Genomic DNA, 16,785 nt, shown 5'->3' with positions numbered 1-16,785 from the left:
TCAGGATACAAAAAGTATGGCATGACTTTGTTGAAAAAGCGGCTGTTATGGTGCATTCCAGTGATGCTGGTGGCCAATGCTGCCAGGGCCCAGTTGCGTTTCGCCTCCCTTCAGGACATTTGGGCCTATGCCGAACAACATAATATTCAGTTAAAGAGCGCTCATTTAAATGGCCTTATTGCAGGTATTAATATTAAACAGGCATATGGCGCCATGTTGCCGGTAGTGACAGCCACAGGAGGGTATACTGACAATATCAAAATACAACCTACGCTGATTCCGGAAAAACTACTGCGCCCAAATGTGCCGGACGGCGTTTTTACCGAAGCAACCTTTGGACGGCGATTTATTTACAATGGCGGCATTTTCGCCCAATTTGATATCCTGAATATTCAGGATTGGTACACAATAAGAAGAGCACGGCTGAATGACGCCATATCCCGGTTCAATATAGCCAACGTCAAAATGGGCCTCTATCAGCAACTGGCGGATACTTACTACGCCTGTATGTTATTGACAGAAGCAGAGCGGCTCTCCCGGGAAAACTTAAAAACCACCACGGCGATTTATGAACTGGCGGATAACAAGTTTCACGAGGGTGTTATTAGCGAAGCAACGATCAATACCGTATTAATTAACAGGGAAAAGGCCGGGAAAAGCCTGGATGCCGCCACGCAGCACAGGCAGCTGCAACTGAATAACCTGCAACTGTTACTGAATGTATCTGATAGTATCGTCCTTACAGGTAATCCGGACGAGGGTACGCTGATGGATGCGGAGGACAGCTTCCCGACAGATCCCGCCATAAAGCTGTCAGACGCACGTATGCAACTGTCGGAGAACGAGCTGCGGAACGCCAGAGCCGCTCTGGCGCCTACTTTAAGCGCAATATATCAGTATAATCTTCAGCTTTCCACAAGTGAATTCCTGAAGTCCAAAGATGGCAATACGATGCCCCAGCAGTATTGGGGGCTGAGGCTGACAGCACCATTGTTCGCCGGGAAGACCCGGTTGTATAATATTCAGAAAGCAAAAATTGATTATGACATACAACAGAAAGAGCATCATCACACCCGCTTACAGTCGGATATCAATAACAAAAATCTATTGCTTGCTTATAAAGCGTCGCTGAAAACCTATGAAAAAGCCAAAAATATCCTGGCTTTGTACCAAAGTAATGACGCCCATGCAACAAGGAAGTTTAACGAGGGTATTATCTCTCTGGACGAACGGTTAAAATCATATTCGGACCTGATCATCAATCAGAACGAATATCTGCAAAACATGAGTGATTACTTTATCCAACAATATCTCCTGAAAATTCGTCAAACAAATTTTGTGGAATGAGAAAGATGAGAATAATGGCGGCCACTATGCTGATGTTAACCATTAGTTGTAAAAACAGAAACGAAGAATGGACTTCACCCACAGTTTCATCCATTACGGAATCTGTATTCGCCTCCGGCCATATTGAAGCGGTAGGCCAGTTTGCGTTGGCGGCGCTTAACGACGGATACATTAAGAAAGCGACCGTAAGCGAAGGAGATACCGTAAAGGCCGGCCAGACACTATTCTTTCAGGACAACGCGACTTCTGCAATTCAACAGCAAACCGCCGCAGAAAATCTCCGGATTGTCAAAAAGGAGGCTGCTGTCAATTCCGCTGTTTTCCGGCAACTGGAAGAACAATTGAACATGGCAAATGAAAAACTGAATAATGATAAAATCCAGTTGGAACGAATGCAGCGGTTGTATACCACCAACTCCGTCGCCCGGGTGGAGGTGGAGGCTGCGCAGCTCAGTTATAACAACGCTGTCAGTAATGTCAATGTACTTAAACAAAAAATAGAAGCAACCAGCCTGGATTTACAACAGGCAGTTGTTAACAGTCACGGGCAACAGCTGAGCGCAGCCGTAAATACCAGCTACTATAATATTAAAGCGCCAGGTGAATACAAGGTATATGCGTTGCTTAGAAAAGAAGGCGAATGGGTGCGTAAAGGAGAAACGGTAGCCGTATTGGGTGATGCTCAAAAGCTAAAAATCGTTCTGAGCGTGGATGAAACAAGTATCGAAAAAATTCGCCTGGGGCAAAAAGTGCTGGTGGAGTTAAATACCGGAAAGGGCGTGGCACATATTGCGCATGTGTCTAAAAAGTACCCGGCCTTCGATGCTGCATCGCAGGCGTATACTGTGGAAGCCCTTTTTGAAAAAAACAGCCCTTCGCTCATCAACGGAACGCTGTTGCAGGCGTACATTATAGTGGCCCGGAAGGACAATGCCCTGTTGATACCCAGAAAATGCCTCGGTCCGGATGGCAGCGTTGTGGTGAAAGCATCACGGGGGCGGGATACGGTGATGATCAAAACAGGCATCGTGTCAAACGAATGGGTGGAGGTCCTTTCGGCATTAAACCAATCCACCAGAATTCTGAAACAGTAATGGCAACAGCATAAGATATACGATAATGAAGTTCGGTGTTAATACTGAAATCGCTTTCACTTATATGGTCAGCCGTCATCGGCAAACTATTGTGGCGGCTCTGGGCGTGACTTTTGGAATAGGAATGTTCATTTTTATCAATTCCCTGATCTCCGGCACCAATCAGTGGTCAGAGAAAATCATGCTTAGCAGTACTCCCCATCTGCGTTTATATAACGACAGCCGATGGTGTGATACCAAACTGCTGGATAAATATGAAAATAAAGGAACGGTCCATCTTATCAGTAATCCCCGGTACGTAAATACGACCAATAATATCATTAACCCTGATAATGTAATACAGCAGCTGTCTCAGTATGAAGAAATTACAAAAATGAGTAAACAGGTAAGCTCAAACGTGATCTACTCAAATAATAACCTGCAGGAGAATGGAAGTGTGGTGGGCGTCAATATTATTGAACAGGATGACATGTTTGATATCTCTTCCAGTATGATTTCAGGTTCTGTTAGGGCACTCGCTGAAAATAATAATGGTATTATCATTGGTGCGGGATTGTCGAAAAAACTAAATGTCAAAAAAGGAGACTACATCACCCTGGCAGCAGGAAACGGCTTTACAAAAAGACTGCAGGTTGCCGGTATTTTTAAAACCACCGTCAAGGCAGTGGACAATGGTAAATCCTATACGAATGTTCCGGTTGTTCAACAGTTATTGCAAAAGGACCGGGGATATATTACCGATATTTATATCAACATAAAAGATTATAACAGAACATCCGGGCTGGCCGATAAAATACAACGACAAACGGGTTATGCTGTTGAAACATGGCAAAGTACCAATGAACAGTCGCTGGCAGGTAAAAAAATAAGGGACATCATCGCCAATGCCGTTGTTATCACCATTTTGCTGGTGGCCGGTTTCGGTATCTATAATATTCTTAATATGGTGATCTATGAGAAAATGAAAGAAATTGCGATTTTAAAGGCAACGGGATTTCAGGGGTTGGACGTAATCAGCATATTTATCAAACAGGCATCACTTATTGGATTGGTTGGTACAATAGGAGGACTGTTGTTTGGCTGGTCGGTTTCTTATTTTGTGTCAAGGATTTATTTGGGAGTTGGTAGTGTTACATACCTGCCGGTCACTTTTCAGTTTAAACATTACGCACAGGGATCTGTATTTGGCCTGATAACGGCCTTCCTGGCGGGATACATACCTGCCAGAAAAGCAGCGAAAGTAGATCCGATTAAAATTATAAGGGGATAAATGTCTGGTGCATCAATAGCCTTGAGGGCTCGAAATATCAATAAGTACTTTTATACACCGGACAAACTCCAGGTATTGAACAACGTAGGATTTGATGTGGAAAAGGGAGAGTTTGTTTCGGTAACAGGAAAGTCCGGCTCCGGGAAGTCTACAATGTTGTACATTCTATCAACGATGGACACTGATTATGAAGGCACAATTGAATTAAATGGAGAAAAAATTTCCGGCAGATCTGAGAATTATCTGGCTAAGTTCCGGAATGAACATCTGGGGTTTGTGTTTCAGTTCCACTATCTGTTACCTGATTTTTCCTGTCTGAAAAATGTAATGATCCCTGCATTGCGTCTTGGAAGGTTATCCCCGAAAGAGATAGAACATAATGCTTATGAAAAAATGAAACAACTGGGTGTAGGGGAGCAAGCGTTGAAGCCGGCCTCAAAGATCTCCGGAGGGCAGCAACAGAGGGTCGCCATTGCAAGGGCGCTGATCAACGAGCCCTCCGTTATCATGTGTGACGAGCCTACAGGGAACCTGGATACTAAAAACACCGGTATTGTTTTCGATATTTTTCAACGTTTATCTGCAGAACATAAAAAAACTATTATCGTGGTTAGCCATGACAACGATTTTGCTTCAAAAACGAACCGTATCATAGAATTGCGGGACGGAAGAATTCTTTGATGCTGTTTCCTCAAAAAAAAGCGGGGTAGAAACCCCGCTTCCATTCCTCATCCGTTTTAATTGGATTTCTTCATCACTCCGGGATATACCATCCCTTCTGCATCTTTCAATGATATACCCAATAATTTGGCTACCAACGGCGCTACATCTGTCAGTTCCATCACCGGAACAGTAATATTCTCTGCCAGTCCTGCGCCATAAGCAACGAACCCTGTCTGTATCTCCCTGAAATCGGGGAAATAACCATGGGCGCCGCCATTGGCTTTTTTCACCGCTTCTCCTTCCCGGTTGGCGGAGAATGCGATCCCCTGCACGGCGGTGAGCGCGAGCACGGCGTCAGGATCGGCGCCGGTCTGTGCCAGGGCGGGTTGTTCTATCACACGGAACTGTTTGCGGATGCTTTCGGGCAGTTCGTTCAGGATGGTTTTTACCTGTTGCAGTGTTTTAGTATCGTTTTTATCTTTCAGCTTCAGGAAGGTGGAGCCGCCGCCGCTATGGAACAAGGCTTTCCAGCTGCCTGGATTGGTTTTGGTGCCGGCCAGTCCTTTTTGTGCGAGCCATACATTGGGCGCCAGGGAGGTGTGGATGTCCACGAAGCCGTGATCTCCGGTGATGATAACAGCGGTGCTGTCGCTGATGCCGGCTTTTTCGATGGCTTCGAGGATGGTGCCGATGCCGTGGTCGGCGGAAGCTACGGCGGTGGCTACAGCGTTGCCTTCCCGTCCTTCGCGGTGCTGCACTTCGTCGGTGCATGGCAGGTGGACGGTCAGCAGGTTGGGCTTGTAGCGACGGACCAGGTAGGCGGCCATGCGGCTAAGGGTTTCGTTCATGCCGAGGTAGCGGAGGTTCATGTCGGTGGACTCTAACTCGCCGGTGGCATGCTGCTGTACTTCTTCGAAGAGGCCTTTGGGCGTAGACTGCTCGCTGGTAGGCGCTCTGCGGTCGCCGGGATTGCTAAGGGAGAATGTCTCCGGGATGTTGTAGTTCACCGGAGCGCCTACTGACACCGGCCAGGAGACTGAGGCGGATATCAGTCCGGCTTTGCCGACAGCATCCCACAGCGTTTCGGCTTTGATATGGCTGGTCTCTGAGTACCAGCGGCCGCTGGCCCCTTCCGGTTCGAAAGGGGTATTGTAGCAGACGCCATGTTTGGCCGGTTTTACACCGGTGATCAGGGTGGTATGGGATGGATAGGTGATGGTCGGGAAAATGCCTTTTACACCGGTGGCATGCACGCCTTTTTCTTTGATGCGTTGCATATTGGGCGCGGGCCAGGAACGGTCGAGATAAAAATCGGGACGGAACCCGTCGATACTGATTAATACCACATATTTAGCCTGTTGGGCCATGGCGGCGGCAGATACTAGCAGTAACGCATATACGGAAAAGAGTAGTTTTTTCATGATAATAATCTTTAGTTGGTGAACGGGAAAATTTCTTTTGCGTGTTTGTTTTTCACCAGCACGGCATTCATGTCGTATTTCATAGTCACCACGCCATTGGTTTTATCGTAGGTGAAATCATCCATGCCCCGGCCCAGCGGGATAAAGGAGGGGACCTGTGCTTTCAGGTGTTCCGGTTTCACGTTCGGGTTGTTGAGTTGTTCTGTTTGGGAAACAGGGAATTTAATGCCCAGGTCTGTCATCCGTCTGCCTTCTGCCATGAATATTTCCTGGCGCAGACGGTAGAGGATGTATAACAGCTGGTCTTCTGTGACGGCGGCATCGAGATCGTTATTGGTGACCAGCGTGCCGGACACTGTATATACTTTAACGTTACCAGCCTGACGGTCCAGCACATAATTGCTGCGCAGGGTGTCGTTGGCATCAAATTTTACTTTTACGGCTTTCAGCGGATAATCAGTGCGGTTGCCACCGTTGCGGGTTTCTTTTTTATCATCTACCATGACAGAAGGACGGTTGGTCACCAGCTGCAACAGCTGTTTCAGCGCGTTACGGCCTTCGGTGAGGTTACCGCCGGCAATCTGTGTTTCTGCGATGATCAGCCAGCCTTCTTCCGCTTTGGCAATGGTGACGGGCTTCTGGTCGTTGGCAGCCAGACCGGTATGGAAATATTTAGGGTCCAGGAAATCCAGTCGTGGCAGCGGCGCAAACTCGTTGTTGGTGGAAGAGAAAAGATAGGTCTGCATGTCATTGGGAACGTTGTTCACGCCGTCATATTTTACCTGGCGAAGCAACGTGCCGTTATTGTTGGTAGCTGCGGCAGCGAATTTAGCGGCGTTGGCGGCATCTCCGAGGGCGTAGTAGGCGCGGGCTTTGAGCAGCGTATAAGCGGCTGTTTCCGCGGCATTTTTACTCAGGGCAATAGCCTGGTCCAGCTGACGGACAGCTTGTTGCAGGTGCTCTGCGGGGGTAAGCACCGCACCGCCGGCACTGCCGGGGAGGCCTACAAACAATTCTCCGCTGAGGATATGTGCAAAGGCGCTGCTGAAATAAACCTCCGCGGAATCTGCGGCGGTAGCGGCAGGATCGGCGGGCAATACCTTGTTAAGGCCGTATTCAGACATTTCCCGCAGGCGCTGTACCTGTATCTGCAGGTTGTTGACATCCAGATCGTAATAATCGATCTGAGGGATATCAAAAACTTTACTGCTCAACGTGCGATTGTTGTAATAGTTGTCTGATACCAGTTCAGTGGAAACCACCACCTGGTTCATCGTCAGCGCCAGCTGCCGGCGAAGGCCGGTAACCCAGCTGGAAGCGGCATTGGGGTTCTCCAGAAATACCGGCTCGGTGACATTCGGATTTAATACGGAACAGCTGTCCATAGCAAGCATACCTGCAAAGAGGGCAGCGGTGATATATCTTTTTTTCATGATTGACAGGTTTAGAAGTTTAAACGTAAAGTGCCTAAGAACTGCCGCGGCGCGGAATAGGTGGCATAGGAGATACCGCCGGTAGTGGCGCCTCCCTGGCCCTGCGCACTGCCGCTGATGGTAGCTTCCGGATCAAAAGAGGAAGCCGCGAAATTCAGCGGGTTCACAGCGGAGAAGCTGACAGTGGCATTTTTGATCACTTTGTTGAACAGCGCCGGTTTCCAGCTGTAGCTGCAACCTATCAGCCTGATCTTCAGGTAGTCTGTTTTTTCGGTAAACATATTCGTGAAGTTCAGCCAGTTGGTACGCTTGTTTTTATCGATCTCTCCCTGTGGAATGCCCTCGTTGCCGGCGCCATAGTTAAACCGGAACTGACGGTCGAAAGAGTTGGCATAAGCCCCTTTCTGATAATCACCGTTGACGAAGAAGTTGAATTGTTTGTAACGCAGGTTCAGCCCCAGGCTGCCGAAGAGGTTCGGAATGGTGGTGCCCAGGTTCTGCTGCGCGGTAGTGCTCTGTAATACGCCGTCAGGGCCAAACACGCCGTAGTTGCCACGCAGGAAACCGATAGGGTATCCTTCCTGTACAACGGTCTGAATGGTACGGGCGCTGAAGCCGTTGATGTTAAAAGGCGCTACGCCGCCGGCACTTTCTACATTATTGTACATGGTGTTGGCAGAGGCATTCAGCCGGAGAGTGAAATCTTTGGTATCTACCGGGATGGCGGTAACGCTCAGCTCCCAGCCACGGTTCAGTATCTTACCGACATTGTACAACTGCGACAGTGACTGGCCGGTGGACGGTGTTGGTGGCACATAAAAGAGCGCATCGTTGGTCACGGCATTATAATAACCGGCAGATATCAACAGGCGGTCTTTCAGGAAACCTAAGTCTATGCCGGCTTCCAGCGTCTGTGTCTTTTCAGGCTTCAGGTTGTCGTTGCCCGGTTGACCGAAAAATGCTGCCTGGTCATTGTTATAACCCTGGAAGGCAATCGTTCTTTCGTTGGCGAAAGCAGTTGGCAGGTTACCGGCTATACCGAAACCGCCGCGTACTTTGGCGGAAGACAATACCTGCTCAAAGCTGGCAAACCAGGGCTCTGCACTGGGAACATAAGAGAAACCTACTTTGGGATAGTACTGTATGCCGATGTTACGGCCGAAGGCAGGATTACCGTCGCCACGCAGGCCGAGGTCGAGGAACAGTTTGTTTTTGAACCCGATGTTTTCCTGTACATAGATGCCATAGTTCACTACTTCCAGGTAGTACTCATCGCTGGTTTTAGAGGCTGCGTCTTTGATGTTCCTGGCGCCATCGCGGATATTGCTGCCATTGTAGGCGATCTGCTGGTCTTCGTTGCGGAAGAACTGAGTACCTACAGTGGTAACGAAAGAAAACTGATCTGTTTTCCACTCATGCTGTCCGTTCAGCTCCAACGTGATGCCCAGGTATTTGCGGTCGTTGTTGGTAATGCTGCCCTGATCTTTTACCGGATTGCCGGTGGTGAAAGACAGGTATTTGTTGGTGGTGATGACCTGGTTTTTCTGTACACGGTAATCGATACCACCAGTAGCTTTAAATACCAGGTTTTTCAACGGACGGTATTTGAAAGATTGTGAAGTCTGGAAGCGGTTAACAGTGATGTCATTGTCCTGCAGCCGCTCTGCTTCGCGGACATAATCTTTCATCCTTTGAAATTCCGTGTCGGAGAGGTTATCGATGTCCGGGTTGAATTTAGGGCCGGTGATGGCGGAGGCGCCGCTTTCGGTAAACCATAATCCCGTATAGCCGCCCTGGTTACCATTTCGGTTACGTTTGTATTTGTTGTTGACATAGGTAAAAGAGCTTTCGTAAGTCACCTTTTCACCGAGGCCGGCGCGGAAACCGGTGCTGAAGTCGATTTTACGGTTGCTGTTCTGATCGAATATTTCGGTGCCTTGTGAGTTAAGGTAATTTCCGGAGAAGCTATAGCCGAATTTATCCTGACCGCCATTGAGGCCGATATGATGTTTCTGGAAGAAACCATTCTGCATCAGCAGTTCTTTGGTGCGTTTAAAGTGAAGGAAGTCGGCGGTGGGTGTTTCAATGCCCATCTGTGTTTCTGCGTTCACCGAAACATTGCCGGCGCCACCTTTTTTGGTGAAGATCTGGATCACGCCGTTGGCTGCATCGGAACCGTAGAGGGTAGTTGCAGCGCCGCCATTGATATATTCTATCTTCTCAATATTCTCCATCGGGATATCGGCAATGGCGCTGATAGCGGCGCCTTGCGCGCTACCGCCGCCCAGGGCCGACGCGGTATTGAGGTTGTCCATACGCACCCCGTCCACATAGATGATGGGAGTGGAGTTCACGAAAGCGGAGTTAACGCCCCTGGCGCGTATAATGGAAGTGGCGCCCGCCTGGCCGCCGGTAAGTTTGATCTGTGCATTGGGCAAACGTGACTGCAGCAACTGGTCGATACGGGCGGCGGGAACATCTTCAATGTCCCGTGCGCCGATGCTGACAACGTTGGACGATAATCTGCGGCGCGCGATGTCTACACCCTGTCCTGTCACCACCACTTCATCGAGGCCGAGCCGGTCTTCTTCCAGCTGAATGTTCAGGCCTGTGGCGTTTTCCCTCTTCAGCACAATTTCTTTCTTCTTAAAACCCACGAAGTAAACAGACAGTGTTACTTCTTCTTTGCCAGCCGGAAATCCCAATGAAAAGTGTCCGTTGACATCTGTTTGTGTACCGGAGGAGCTGCCTTTGATACTGATGCTGACGCCGGGTAAAGGCTCATGGGTTTTACCGTCAGTAATGCGGCCGCTGATTTTTACGGCCTGTTGTTGGCCGCCGGGCTGTATCAGCAGGTACTTGTCGTTCACCTGTACGATGTTCACCGGGAAGGAACTTAGCAGTTCCCTTAACACTACCGCCACGGTTTTGCCGTTGGCCGTATAGTTGACCTTACTTTCAGCAGGGATGGCACTGATATCATATCCGATGGTGAGCGATGATTGTTTTTCAATCATCTGCAATACCTTTTTCATCGGTAGTTCTTTGGCCTGGATGTCCACCCTGATCTTTTCCATCGACTGACCTTCTATATGCGCGGCAGAGGCCATAGAAGTGGAAAGGAATGCGAAAAAGAGTGCTAGTCTCATTTTTAAGGAAAAAAGAGTTTTGACCGGCTTGACGCAACCGGCGTAAAATTTTCTCATTTTTGTAATGTTTTTAATGTGAGTCGTTAAAAATGCTGTGCCTTTCAACAGGCACAGGGACTAAAACCGGGGTGTTGGTAGCACTTCCGGTTTTTTTTTGTCGATTACTGATTAGTGTGCATAAGTTTTACTGTAAATAATGATTTGTTCATTTTCATGTTTATAGGTAATACCGGTAAGACCTGTCAATACATCGAGGATGTTATGAATGTCTTCCCGCCGGAAGCGGATGTTGTAATGAGCGGTGTCCGCGGGTGTTGCATGTAGTTGTATACGGACGGGGTATTGTCGTTGCAGTTCTGCCACCATGGCCTTTAGCGTGTACCCGTTGAAATCCAGCATCGCATGTTGCCATTGGCCTATCAGTGTGGTATCTTCATGGCCTTTTACCGCGAGGCCGTTCCCGTTGTTGTATTGCAGCGTTTCACTACCTTCCAGGATATAATTGTCGCGGGCTGTAGCTACCTGTACTTTGCCGCTGACAACGGCCACTTTGGTGTTTTCTTCGCCGGGCCGGGAGCGGATATTAAAAGACGTGCCCAGCACGGTGGTGGTCAGTTGTCCGTGTTGCACCCTGAAAGGACGTGCGGCGTTGGGATGTACCACAAAGAAAGCTTCCCCGTCCAGTATGACCGTTCTGTTATGTTGGCCGAAATGTGCGCTGAGCTGTAGCGTACTGCCTGCGTTGAGCGTGACGATGCTGCTGTCCGGCAGTACGACCTGCCTGGTAGCGCCAACGCCTGTTTGCACCATTACAGGACGTGCCGGTTGATAACGGGCATACAGCCATCCGCCTAAACCTGCCACCAGTGCTGCAGTGGCGGCATACCGGAGCCATTTTCGGCGATAGAGCGGCGTCACAGGCGCCGTTTGACGGGTGATGTGGTGCAATATTGATTGTTGCAGTATCGCCCGCTCTTCGGGAGATAAAGGCGACTGGGCAGGGGTATGCAGGGTACTGTACCAGTACTCCACCTGCTCCTTCTCTTCGGGAGAAGCATTGCCCAGCAGGTATTTTTTCAGCAGCGCTTTTGCGCCGCCCTGATGTTGTTGCGGATGGTCCATACAAAGAGAGAATCTCTCCGGAGGGCGACTGGTACCGCAAAACTGTGTTACGGAATTATTAAGTTGTTATAAGAGGGAATAGCTGCCAGTAAAAGTATGGTGCTGAGGTAATGTTCATTTTCGTGCAGGCGTGCACGCAGAATACGCAGTGCCAATGTAATATTGTTCTTGACGGTTTGTTCGGAAAGCGACATTTTCAGAGCGATGTCTTTCATGCTGAGGTTGCCTTCCCGGCTAAGCAGGTAGGGCGTTTTGAGGCGGTCCGGCAGCTGTTCCACTTCCTGCCGGAGATGATGCTCCAGCTCTTTCAGGTATAGCCGGGCCTCGGAATTGTTTTCCATTTGTCTGTCAGCCGCAGCTTCCAGTAACATATCGTTGTAAATAGTAACCCCTGGCCTGGAAAAGTAATCGATGACTGCATACCGGGCAGCCTGGTAAAGATAGGCGGTAAGTCGCCCGTTTTCGCCGGCGTACAGGTGTGCGCGGTTGTTCCAGCAGCTGACAAAAATATCCTGTACAATATCCTGGGCATCCGCCCCTTGTCTGATACGCGATTTCGTATAGGTATAAATCTCCTCCCAGTAGCGATTCACAAAAGTGGTGAAAGCTGTGTGATTCCCCTGCTGAATCAGTAATAACAACCGATGGTCCGTTAGCTTTTCCATATCCGGTAGCAAACTTAGACAGCAGATGTGAACTGAATATTAAGAATGGCTTTTAGTATACACTAAAAGCCATTCAATAATATTTTTTGAGAATATCTATTTTATTTTCTCCATGAAGTCTTCACTGAGAAATCCTTTTTCCTGCAGCTTCATCTTATCAATTTTTTCCATGCCTTTCTGAAAATCTTTCTGGTAGGCCGGATCAAACTGCATGGCTTTGTGCCAAAGCAATACCTGCGTTTCATAGAATGGGTTCAGCGTGCTTTTGTCTTCAATCGGAGAGATTGTCTTCATGGTGATTTTAATATGCTGAAGGCCTTCCTTCACCTGTTGGAGGTCTTGCGCGGTTTCATAGCAACGGTATGCCAGGTTGTTGTGCGCATTGCGTAAGGCGGAGCGAACAGGCGTATATTCTTCCAGGTAATCCCAGAGCGACAGTTTCCCCAGTTCAGCGATGATTTTGCGGCATACGTCCAGCGATGCTTCCTGTTGGCCGGCTTCATAAAGCGCGTAACGCTGATGGTCCCACACCTGCGACCATAGCCACATTTCGGTGCATTGTGCGTCCTGTAGCTGCTTTTCGGCCTGTGACAGCAGGTCCAGCGCCAGCAGATAGTTATTGCTTTCAATCAACAGGCTGGCTTCGCGCATATAGTGGCCAAAGTCATCGCGACTGAAATCATATACGTCGCCAACAGGTGGCAGTTGGAAACTGTCATAGGGGAATGTCAGCCAGTATTCTTTTTCGATCTTCCGGGTTTTGGCGGTGTCCTGTGCCTGGCGCCAATATTCGGTGGCTTGTTTACTGTCACCTTCCAGGTGATAGCTCCATCCGGTATAATATAATGCCTGATGGATATAATGGTCGCGTACTTCCGCTGATTTCTCCACTGACAGCAGTTGTGTGCGGGCATCGGCATAATGTTGCTGGTAAATCAGGCCCAGGCCCAGGTTGACCAGCATCATATCTTCATAAAGGCGTGCTTTATGTTTCTGTAGCAGGGTGCTGAACACAGCTGCATAATGCTCATAAGGGACAAACTTGAGATAGGAGCTGTTGCTCAGGACCACCTGCAGGCAGCGCTGCTCCGTACGTTGTGCCAGTGGCATAAAGCGTATCGTTTCCGCATCACGTCCCAGTGCGAGGCTGCATACTTTTTCCGTACGCATGGCCAGCGGCACATATTCGAGCGCCGATCCGTAATCCTGGGAACAGGCTGTTTCACACATTTCCTGCGTCACAAACTGTTTGGGCACGAACTGAAAATCATAGGAGTTGCGTTTAACCGCGATGTCGCAGATTTTCTGCGTGAGATATTGCGGCGGCACGCCGTAGATCCTTTCGCTGGAATTTGTCTCGTGGGCCGTGAGGGCGCCAATGATGAAGTCTTCGTCCCAGAAACAGGCCCATACCTTACCGAAAGTATCGTAATCGAATTCTTCCGGCTTCTCAAAAACAATGTTGGTCCGTGATTCCCATCCATACTGTTTTACTTTTTCCTTAAAGTCAGGGTGGTCGCCAAGATGTTTTTTAATGTACTGGTAACTTTGCTGGTTGACCGCTTCCTGACGGATGTGCAGGAAGATGTCCATGCCATGTTTCATGATCAGCCGGCCTATCGTTTGAACATCGTGACGGGAACCATAGCGCCAGCGCTGGCGGTCAAACTGCTCCACGATAAAAGGCCATTCCGGCTGTTGTCCGTATTTGGCAGTGGCATAGTCATATACGGCTTTATCTACATGTTGCGCCGGTATCCGCTCTATCACATGGATGCCCAGGTCAATTGCCTGTTGAATATACGCACTGGTGTAATATTTCGATGGAAGTACTTTGCCGGATGAGTTGCCCAGGACGCCGCCGGCTATCAGCGCAATATTCATGCGTTCATCCTGGAAGACGGCCGGTACCGATGCATAATTGTATTGATTGTTGCTGACGGCGAGGAAACAAAGGTCATAGGTCCTTTTCTCTTCAGGCACATAGGAAAGGTCAATCCCATGTGGATGCGCTTTAAATATGTCGTCTGTGAGCAGTGCCGGGGGGATGTACCGGTAATGGCAGGCATCTTCCCGGCTAACGGCCAGCAGCGCTATTTCCGGTGTGACAAAATCTGTATTGAACTGCTCGAGGATGCCGCCATCTACATCATATTCACCCAGATGCTGGTGTTGCATCAGTGCCAGCAGCATGCTGGCACTGCGGTATTCCTTCGGTATGGTGGCAATTTTACCGGAAAGCCAATACGAGGGGAATTGCCCGGTTTTTTTGTACAGGTCAGGGCCATATTGTTGTAGCGCGTCGGCAAAAAACTGGTCCCAGTAGGCCTGGTCTTTTACGGCTGCCGTGGGCTTATGTGTGTCCCAGTTGACAGTAACCGGTTTCCCATAGATGTAGGAAAGGTCTGTGTGTTCTGTGTAAGGGCGGGCCTTCTGGTTATTGTCATAGGCTGCCCGGTAATACTTGTCAGCCTGTTGTTGATCTCCCTGAAGGTGATATATTAAACCCAGTAACCAGTTGTTGGTAAAAATACATTTAATGGCGATGGACCTTTCGAGATAATCTTTTGCTTTGTCCAGCTGTTGCTGATGTATAAGGGCTTCCGCTATGATCCTTAAAGAGAAGTGTGCGGAAGGGAACTTTTGTACCGCCATTTCCGCCCATTGCAGGGCTTTGTCGTCGGCTCCGGTTATCACCGCGCAGAAGGCAGCTTCCTGCATACAGGTAAATTCGTAGGCCACTTTCTCCGGGGTGTACGGAATACCTTTGGCGTAGTGTTCCATCGCCTGCGTATATGCTTTCTGGTTATAGAGCACGTTGCCGGCCTGGTAGTAGGCCCAATAGTAACACGGAGATACGGCAATGGCTTCTTTGAAACATTGATAGGCGGCGGCGAAATCATCCTGTCCTTTCAGGCCGATTCCCTGTCGGACCAGCTGAATGCCTTTGAGCGTAACGCCCTCCTGTAATACAGGTTGTTTGTCCCGCAGGGCCTCATACATCCGTTGATAATAGATCCCCATGTTATCGTGCCAGTTTTCACTGATGGAGCCGTAGAACTCCGGCCGGAAGGCATAGGCGTATTCGTGCCAGGCCAGCAGGGCGTTATTGGTATCGTAGGCAGAAAGGTCGTCTTCATTGTACATCGCCGTAATCAACGTTTGCGGCGAAAAGTCAAAGCAATGGAGGCTATAAAACCAGGAGAAGAAATAAGGGGCGTTTATTTTCCGGTGGGGCATGGTGTGGACCACCTCATCATCCTGGCCGAAGGCGACGGCCATATAGCGCACGTTTTCAGTGCCACCCGTTTTCTGGAATGAGTTCAGGTAAAGGAAGTCGATGGTGCTGTCGCCTGTCACATAGTAAGGCGTGGATGATGGCACCTGTCCGCGGATAGTCATATTGCCTTTTACCACAACCAGGCCGAGGTGCCCGTTGGGTAATCTCAGGTCGCCGTCTATGGCCAGGTCACCATCACAGAAATAGATGGCAGAACTGTCTTCGAAGTATTCGTGTTCCGTTTCGTAATTCTCGGTGACCCAGTTGATATCGGCCGGGTCGTAGTCGTCATTATCCCAATAGTCAAACAGCATCGTGGTACCCAGCCTGTCCAGTACCTCTTCATAGGAGAGCTGTTCCAGCCGGTGTTGGGCGAGGAATGCACGGGTTTCCGCGTCTTCATCTTTTTCCTCTTCGTCCTTTTCTTCCGTTTCAACGGCCGCTTTTTTCTCAGGCAACTGAAAGAAGGCTTTCTGCTCCACCAGCGGCGCAAAGGCTGCGGCGAGTATGTCATCGTCCACTTCTGTGAAAGAGGGTTCGATATAAACACGGTTTACCTCTCCCAGCGGATCAACGAAGAAGAACCATTTTTTTTCGTCATCCATGATCATGCCCAGCATCCAGCAGTGTGACAGGAGTACTTGTTCCTGTGCGAGCCAATCGCTCTGATGGCCGTAAAATCTCAGGAACGTCTCCAGCATATTGTATAGCGTGGTGGCATTTTCAGCGGTATCGTTATAGGCGTATATGGCACAAAGGAACTCATCTTTTTCAAAGAGGAAATACCCTTTTTTCCGCCAGAAATTTGTAAATGCCGGTGGAAAAAGGAGACCGGAAGCGATTTCCATGGCCCGGATATTTTCTTCGGACGCGGGATGCAGCGCCTGCACATTTTCCGGCCATGCTGTTTCCACATGGTTGGCCATTGCCAGGATATCATCGTAGAGGAAGTCCGGCATGGTTAAGCCGCTTTGTTGCGTTTTTCCTTCTACAGGTCCGGAGGTTTGTGCTTCTGTCGGTGCCGGTCCTTTTTCTTCCACCGGCAGATACCCTTTTTTCGTTTTTTCTGAGATGAGTTTATCAGCGGCTTTCAGGCATTCGGCTTCAGTAGCGAAAGTTTTGACCTGTGTCTGGCCTTGTGTGCCGGCTTTTCCAAAGGTAACGGTGAGTTCGGGCCCATTGATGTCAATGTCCCAGAACTTGTGGGATTTTTCGTCCTGGTAAATAAATTTCTTTTTCATGCAGTGTTTTCATTTCTCTGTTGTGGCAGTTCCCGGGCCGCAACTTTCGGAAGGGGCTGGGGTGCTGAACTATAGGTGTCGGGTTGACAACGAAGCTAAG

The 16,785-nt window shown here is 49.2% G+C and carries 10 protein-coding genes; 4 read left to right on the top strand and 6 right to left on the bottom strand.

What is annotated here, in order from left to right; all coding sequences use genetic code 11:
• The first annotated feature begins 21 nt into the window (after positions 1-21).
• The 4 genes from ACTJJS_RS23785 to ACTJJS_RS23770 are packed head-to-tail and all read left to right on the top strand — an operon-like array spanning position 22 to position 4,392.
• Positions 22-1,347 (top strand): TolC family protein, encoded by a 1,326-nt coding sequence (locus ACTJJS_RS23785; protein WP_440665525.1) that lies wholly within the window; start codon positions 22-24, stop codon positions 1,345-1,347.
• Positions 1,344-2,441, top strand: a complete 1,098-nt coding sequence (locus ACTJJS_RS23780; RefSeq protein ID WP_440665523.1) for an efflux RND transporter periplasmic adaptor subunit — start codon at positions 1,344-1,346, stop codon at positions 2,439-2,441. The genes ACTJJS_RS23785 and ACTJJS_RS23780 overlap by 4 nt, the downstream gene beginning before the upstream one ends.
• Before the next feature lie 25 nt (positions 2,442-2,466).
• Entirely contained in the window at positions 2,467-3,711 is a 1,245-nt protein-coding gene (locus ACTJJS_RS23775; protein ID WP_440665521.1) for an ABC transporter permease, read from the top strand.
• Complete coding sequence (locus ACTJJS_RS23770; RefSeq protein WP_168871564.1) at positions 3,712-4,392, top strand: ABC transporter ATP-binding protein; 681 nt, start codon at positions 3,712-3,714, stop codon at positions 4,390-4,392.
• A gap of 56 nt (positions 4,393-4,448) precedes the next feature.
• Here the strand turns inward: ACTJJS_RS23770 and ACTJJS_RS23765 are convergent, their stop codons facing one another.
• The 6 genes from ACTJJS_RS23765 to ACTJJS_RS23740 all read right to left on the bottom strand — a co-directional run bounded on the left by ACTJJS_RS23765 (position 4,449) and on the right by ACTJJS_RS23740 (position 16,685).
• Positions 4,449-5,795: an alkaline phosphatase family protein gene (locus ACTJJS_RS23765; protein WP_440665519.1), complete on the bottom strand. Its 1,347-nt coding sequence runs from the start codon at positions 5,793-5,795 to the stop codon at positions 4,449-4,451.
• 11 nt (positions 5,796-5,806) lie between these two features.
• On the bottom strand, positions 5,807-7,228 hold the full coding sequence (locus ACTJJS_RS23760) for a hypothetical protein (protein ID WP_440665518.1): 1,422 nt from the start codon (positions 7,226-7,228) through the stop codon (positions 5,807-5,809).
• Between the two features lie 11 nt (positions 7,229-7,239).
• Positions 7,240-10,377, bottom strand: coding sequence for a TonB-dependent receptor domain-containing protein (locus tag ACTJJS_RS23755; protein ID WP_440665517.1), 3,138 nt, complete (start codon positions 10,375-10,377; stop codon positions 7,240-7,242).
• 168 nt (positions 10,378-10,545) lie between these two features.
• Positions 10,546-11,499: a FecR family protein gene (locus ACTJJS_RS23750; protein ID WP_440665515.1), complete on the bottom strand. Its 954-nt coding sequence runs from the start codon at positions 11,497-11,499 to the stop codon at positions 10,546-10,548.
• A gap of 47 nt (positions 11,500-11,546) precedes the next feature.
• The gene (locus tag ACTJJS_RS23745) at positions 11,547-12,164 is read right to left on the bottom strand and encodes an RNA polymerase sigma factor (protein WP_440665514.1); all 618 of its coding nucleotides are present in this window, start codon (positions 12,162-12,164) and stop codon (positions 11,547-11,549) included.
• 96 nt (positions 12,165-12,260) lie between these two features.
• On the bottom strand, positions 12,261-16,685 hold the full coding sequence (locus tag ACTJJS_RS23740) for a WGR domain-containing protein (RefSeq protein WP_440665513.1): 4,425 nt from the start codon (positions 16,683-16,685) through the stop codon (positions 12,261-12,263).
• Between the last annotated feature and the right edge of the window lie 100 nt (positions 16,686-16,785).

Origin of the sequence: Chitinophaga sp. 22308, from assembly GCF_052045305.1 — a bacterium.
GTDB lineage: Bacteria > Bacteroidota > Bacteroidia > Chitinophagales > Chitinophagaceae > Chitinophaga > Chitinophaga varians_A.
This window is presented reverse-complemented; position numbering and strand designations above follow the sequence as displayed.

Bases quoted from the DNA above. Each gene is read 5' to 3' on its own strand.
- ACTJJS_RS23785 (WP_440665525.1), top strand. From the start codon at position 22: ATGACTTTGTTGAAAAAGCGGCTGTTATGGTGCATTCCAGTGATGCTG.
- ACTJJS_RS23780 (WP_440665523.1), top strand. From the start codon at position 1,344: ATGAGAAAGATGAGAATAATGGCGGCCACTATGCTGATGTTAACCATT.
- ACTJJS_RS23775 (WP_440665521.1), top strand. From the start codon at position 2,467: ATGAAGTTCGGTGTTAATACTGAAATCGCTTTCACTTATATGGTCAGC.
- ACTJJS_RS23770 (WP_168871564.1), top strand. From the start codon at position 3,712: ATGTCTGGTGCATCAATAGCCTTGAGGGCTCGAAATATCAATAAGTAC.
- ACTJJS_RS23765 (WP_440665519.1), bottom strand. From the start codon at position 5,795: ATGAAAAAACTACTCTTTTCCGTATATGCGTTACTGCTAGTATCTGCC.
- ACTJJS_RS23760 (WP_440665518.1), bottom strand. From the start codon at position 7,228: ATGAAAAAAAGATATATCACCGCTGCCCTCTTTGCAGGTATGCTTGCT.
- ACTJJS_RS23755 (WP_440665517.1), bottom strand. From the start codon at position 10,377: ATGAGACTAGCACTCTTTTTCGCATTCCTTTCCACTTCTATGGCCTCT.
- ACTJJS_RS23750 (WP_440665515.1), bottom strand. From the start codon at position 11,499: ATGGACCATCCGCAACAACATCAGGGCGGCGCAAAAGCGCTGCTGAAA.
- ACTJJS_RS23745 (WP_440665514.1), bottom strand. From the start codon at position 12,164: ATGGAAAAGCTAACGGACCATCGGTTGTTATTACTGATTCAGCAGGGG.
- ACTJJS_RS23740 (WP_440665513.1), bottom strand. From the start codon at position 16,685: ATGAAAAAGAAATTTATTTACCAGGACGAAAAATCCCACAAGTTCTGG.